This window comes from Mycolicibacterium arseniciresistens (assembly GCF_030519285.1).
Lineage (GTDB): Bacteria > Actinomycetota > Actinomycetes > Mycobacteriales > Mycobacteriaceae > Mycobacterium > Mycobacterium arseniciresistens.
Genome location: NZ_JAUMSQ010000171.1, coordinates 1 through 5084 on the forward strand (window position 1 = coordinate 1; position 5084 = coordinate 5084).

The window sequence follows — 5084 nt, forward strand, 5'->3', positions numbered from 1 at the left end:
GTGTCGGCGTGACCGGCGGACGCGGCTGCTGCGGCGGCGGCACGTAGGGCGGTGCCGCCGGCTTCTGCATCGCCGGGATCGGTTGGGTCGGCGGGGCGGGCGGCGGGACCGGCAGCACGGGCCTCGTCTCGGCCACCTTCTGATTGCCGGCCTCGGTCAGTGCGACCGCGAAGTCGTGGCAGGTGTCGTACCTGGCCTCTGGGTCCTTCGCGAGCGCCTTGGCCATCACGGCGTCGAAGGCGGCCAGTTCCGGCTTCTTCTCGCCCAGCTTGGGCGGCGGGGTGTTGAGGTGGTGGCTGATGACCACGGCCGGATTGGTGTGCGGGAACAGCAGTGTGCCGGTGAACAGCCGGAATGCCGTTGCCGCCAGCGCGTACTGGTCGGCACGGCCGTCCATCGGCTTGCCCATCAACTGTTCGGGCGCCGTGTAGGACATCGAGCCGACGGTGATGTTGGTCGACGTCAGGCCGTTGACGTCGTCGGTGCGCCGGGCAATGCCGAAGTCGGTGAGCAGGATTCGGCGCTTGGCCCGCTCGGCGCTGGTGAGCAGGATGTTCGCCGGCTTGATGTCGCGGTGCAGGAGCAGCCGCTGGTGGGCGTAGTCCAGCGCATCGGCGACCGCGGTGACGATCTCGACGACGTCGGTTGGCGGCATCCCGCTCGGGTGCCGGTCGACCAGGAGACGGGCCGCGTCGTAGCCGTCGACGAAGTCCATTGAGATCCACAGCCTGCCGTCGAACTCACCACGGTCGTGCAGGCCGACGATGTGCGGATGCCACAGCGTGGCGGCCAGGTCGGCCTCGCGCTGGAAGCGCTGGCGGAACTCGCCGTCGGCGCTGAATGATGCGGGCAGCACTTTGAGCGCGTCCTGACGGGGCAGTCGCGGATGTTGGGCCAGGTAGACCTCGCCCATCCCGCCGGAGCCCACCAATCGGACGATGGTGTAGCCCGCGAAGACTTGACCGCTTTCCAACGGCATGGCCGCAGACTACCGGCCGCGACCTTGATCGTCGGACCGAGTCGGCGGTCGGGGCGCACCGTATCGCTCCCGCATACCTCTTACGGACGCGTGACGTTGCGTTCGCTGTGGGGGGAAGGAGTGCCGCCCGTCGCTTGCAGTCGTAGCGTGGAGTGGTGACCCAACCTTCTGATCTGCCCCGGACCGTCGGCGAGCTGCGTGCCTCCGGTCATCGCGAGCGGGGAGTCAAACAGGAAATCCAGGACAACCTGCTGGCCGCGCTGTCCGAGGGACGCGACTCGTGGCCCGGCATCCTGGGCTTCGAGGACACCGTGATCCCGCAGTTGGAGCGCGCGTTGATCGCCGGCCACGACATCGTGCTGCTCGGCGAGCGCGGCCAGGGCAAGACCCGGCTGCTGCGCGCACTGACCGGCCTGCTCGACGAGTGGACACCGGTGATCGCGGGCTCGGAGCTCAACGAGCACCCGTACACGCCGATCACGCCGGAGTCGATCCGACGGGCCGCCGATTCGGGCGATGACCTGCCGGTGGAATGGCGGCACCGCAGCGAGCGGTACACCGAGAAGCTGGCCACCCCGGACACCAGCGTGGCCGACCTCGTCGGTGACATCGACCCGATCAAGGTGGCCGAGGGCCGCAGCCTGGGTGACCCGGAGACCATCGCCTACGGGCTGATCCCGCGGGCGCACCGCGGCATCGTCGCGGTCAACGAGCTGCCCGACCTCGCCGAGCGCATCCAGGTGTCGATGCTCAACGTGATGGAGGAGCGCGACATCCAGGTCCGCGGCTATACGCTGCGGCTGCCGCTCGACGTGCTCGTGGTGGCCAGCGCCAACCCGGAGGACTACACCAACCGCGGGCGCATCATCACCCCGCTCAAGGACCGCTTCGGCGCCGAGATCCGCACGCACTACCCGCTGCAGCTCGACGCCGAGGTCGGCGTCATCAGCCAGGAAGCCGAGCTGGCCGCCGACGTGCCGGTGTACCTGCTGCAGGTGCTGGCCCGATTCGCACGCAACCTGCGGGAGTCGAGTTCGATCGACCAGCGCTCCGGTGTGTCGGCGCGTTTCGCCATCGCTGCGGCGGAGACCGTCGCCGCCGCTGCGCGGCACCGCTCCGCCGTTCTGGGCGAGCAGGAACCGGTGGCCCGGGTCTGCGACGTCGGCACGGTCATCGACGTGTTGCGCGGGAAGCTGGAATTCGAGTCCGGCGAGGAGGGCCGCGAGCAGGCGGTGCTCGAGCACCTGCTGCGCCGCGCCACCGCCGACACCGCGCAGCGGATGCTGGGTGGCATCGACGTGGGCCCGCTGGTGGCCGCGGTCGAGGAGGGTTCGCCGGTGACGACGGGTGAGCGGGTGTCGGCCAAGGACGTGCTGGCGGCGCTGCCGGATCTGCCGGTGATCGACGTGATCGCCGAGCGGCTGAACGCGCAGACCGACGGCGAACGCGCCGCCGCGATCGAGCTGGCGCTCGAGGCGCTGTACCTGGCGAAGCGGATCGACAAGGTGTCGGGAGAAGGCGAAACCGTCTATGGCTAGACGCGTCTCCCGTTACTCCTCGTACACGGGCGGGCCGGATCCGCTGGCCCCGCCCGTCGACCTGCGCGAGGCGCTCGCGCAGATCGGCGAGGACGTGATGGAGGGCAGCTCACCGCGGCGGGCGCTGTCGGAGCTGCTGCGGCGCGGCACCAAGGAGATGCGCGGCGCCGACCGCCTCGCGGCGGAGGCCAACCGGCGGCGACGGGAACTGTTGCAGCGCAACAATCTCGACGGCACTCTCCAGGAGATCAAGAAGCTGCTCGACGAGGCGGTGCTGGCCGAGCGCAAGGAGCTGGCCCGGGCGCTCGACGACGACGCCCGGTTCGGCGAACTGCAGATGGAGGCGTTGTCGCCGTCGCCGGCCAAGGCCGTGCAGGAACTGGCCGAGTACGACTGGCGCTCCCCGGAGGCCCGGCAGAAGTACGAGCAGATCAAGGACCTGATGGGCCGGGAGATGCTCGACCAGCGTTTCGCCGGGATGAAGGAGGCGCTGGAGAACGCCACCGACGAGGACCGTCAGCGCGTCAACGACATGCTCGACGACCTGAACGACCTGCTGGACAAGCACACTCGCGGCGAGGACACGCAGCAGGACTTCCAGGACTTCATGAACAAGCACGGCGAGTTCTTTCCGGAGAATCCGCGCGACATCGACGAACTGCTCGACTCGCTCGCCCAGCGTGCCGCCGCCGCGCAGCGGTTCCGCAACAGTCTGTCGCCCGACCAGCGGGCCGAACTGGATGCGCTGGCGCAGCAGGCCTTCGGGTCGCCGTCGCTGATGAACGCGCTCAACCGGCTCGACTCCCATCTGCAGGCCGCGCGACCGGGTGAGGACTGGTCGGGTTCGTCTGAGTTCTCCGGTGACAACCCCCTCGGGATGGGGGAGGGCGCACAGGCGCTGGCCGACATCGGCGAGCTCGAGCAGCTGGCCGAGCAGCTGTCGCAGAGCTATGCCGGCGCGTCGATGGACGACGTCGACCTTGACGCGCTGGCCCGTCAGCTCGGCGACGAGGCCGCCGTCGACGCCCGCACGCTCGCCGAGCTCGAGCGTGCACTGCTCAACCAGGGTTTCCTGGACCGCGGGTCCGACGGCCAGTGGCGGCTGTCGCCGAAGGCGATGCGCCAGCTCGGGCAGACGGCCCTGCGCGATGTGGCACAACAGCTTTCGGGACGCCACGGTGAGCGTGACACCCGACGGGCCGGCGCGGCCGGTGAGCTGACGGGAGGGACGCGGCCGTGGCAGTTCGGCGACACCGAGCCGTGGAACGTGACCCGAACGCTGACCAACGCCGTGCTGCGCAGCGCGGGCACTGGGGTGGCGGAACCGCCGCTGCACATCACGGTGGAAGACGTCGAGATCTCCGAGACCGAGACGCGCACGCAGTCCGCGGTGGCGCTGCTGGTGGACACGTCCTTCTCGATGGTGATGGAGAACCGCTGGCTGCCGATGAAGCGCACGGCGTTGGCGCTGAATCATCTGGTGAGCACGAGGTTCCGGTCCGATGCGCTGCAGATCATCGCATTCGGCCGGTACGCCAGGACCGTGACCGCGGCCGAATTGACCGGCCTGGAAGGCGTTTACGAGCAGGGCACCAACCTGCACCACGCGCTTGCGCTGGCGTCGCGGCATCTGCGCAGGCACCCGAACGCGCAGCCGGTGGTGCTGGTGGTCACCGACGGTGAGCCGACGGCCCACCTCGAGGATTTCCGCGACGGCCAGGGCGGCGGCGCCCAGGTGTTCTTCGACTATCCGCCGCATCCGCGCACATTGGCGCTCACCGTGCGGGCGTTCGACGAGATCGCACGACTCGGTGCGCAGGTGACGATCTTCCGGCTGGGCAGCGATCCGGGCCTGGCGCGGTACATCGACCACGTGGCGCGGCGGGTGGGCGGACGGGTCGTGGTGCCCGATCTCGACGGCCTCGGCGCCGCGGTGGTCAGCGACTACCTGTCGTCCCGCCGCCGCAGATAGCCCTTCCCGAGACCTCGGAACAACTTGCGCCACATACGTTTCGGCTGTCACAAACGCGGCTGATCTGTCGGTGGGTCGAACTAGTGTTCGATGCATGGATGGGGATGTGGTCGCGGCGCTGCAGGCGTGGGACGACGCCCGCGCCGGGCTGGCCGCCCTGCCTCTGAACACCTTGAATGCTCGCGAGTTGCTCGCGGTGTACGAACGCCGCCAGCACGCTCACCGTCAGGACGCGGCGATCGACCACACCGTGCTGGCCACCCTGGCCGATCGGTTCACCGCCGCGGACTTCGGTGGCACCGGGCTCAAAGACGTGTTGGCCCAGCGGTTGCACCTCGACACCGCCGATGCGAAGAGACGCCTCGACGCTGCCGGCATGCTCGGACCCCGATGGACGTTCACCGGTGAAGAACTACCCGCGCAGTGGGACGCCACGGCGGCCGCCTTGGCGGAAGGGCTGATCGACCCTGCGCACGTCGAGGTGATCCGCAAGTTCTTCACCAAGCTCCCGCCGTGGGTCGACCAGGCGGCCCGCGCCGACGCCGAGGGCGACCTCGCGCGGTGGGCGCAGGGCATGTGCCCGGAGGATCTGCAA

General features: G+C 69.5%; 4 protein-coding genes. 3 read left to right on the forward strand and 1 reads right to left on the reverse strand.

Annotated elements, in window-relative coordinates; genetic code table 11:
* The coding region (locus Q2100_RS19895) for a serine/threonine-protein kinase (RefSeq protein ID WP_302915448.1) at window positions 1-979 on the reverse strand (979 nt) is incomplete at its 3' end.
* A gap of 152 nt (window positions 980-1131) precedes the next feature.
* Here Q2100_RS19895 and Q2100_RS19900 point away from each other — a divergent pair.
* The 3 genes from Q2100_RS19900 to Q2100_RS19910 all read left to right on the forward strand — a co-directional run.
* Window positions 1132-2517, forward strand: coding sequence for a sigma 54-interacting transcriptional regulator (locus Q2100_RS19900; protein ID WP_302915449.1), 1386 nt, complete (start codon window positions 1132-1134; stop codon window positions 2515-2517).
* Complete coding sequence (locus tag Q2100_RS19905; protein WP_302915450.1) at window positions 2510-4489, forward strand: vWA domain-containing protein; 1980 nt, start codon at window positions 2510-2512, stop codon at window positions 4487-4489. Before Q2100_RS19900 ends, Q2100_RS19905 begins: the two co-directional genes overlap by 8 nt.
* A gap of 94 nt (window positions 4490-4583) precedes the next feature.
* The coding region (locus Q2100_RS19910) for a DUF222 domain-containing protein (RefSeq protein WP_302915451.1) at window positions 4584-5084 on the forward strand (501 nt) is incomplete at its 3' end.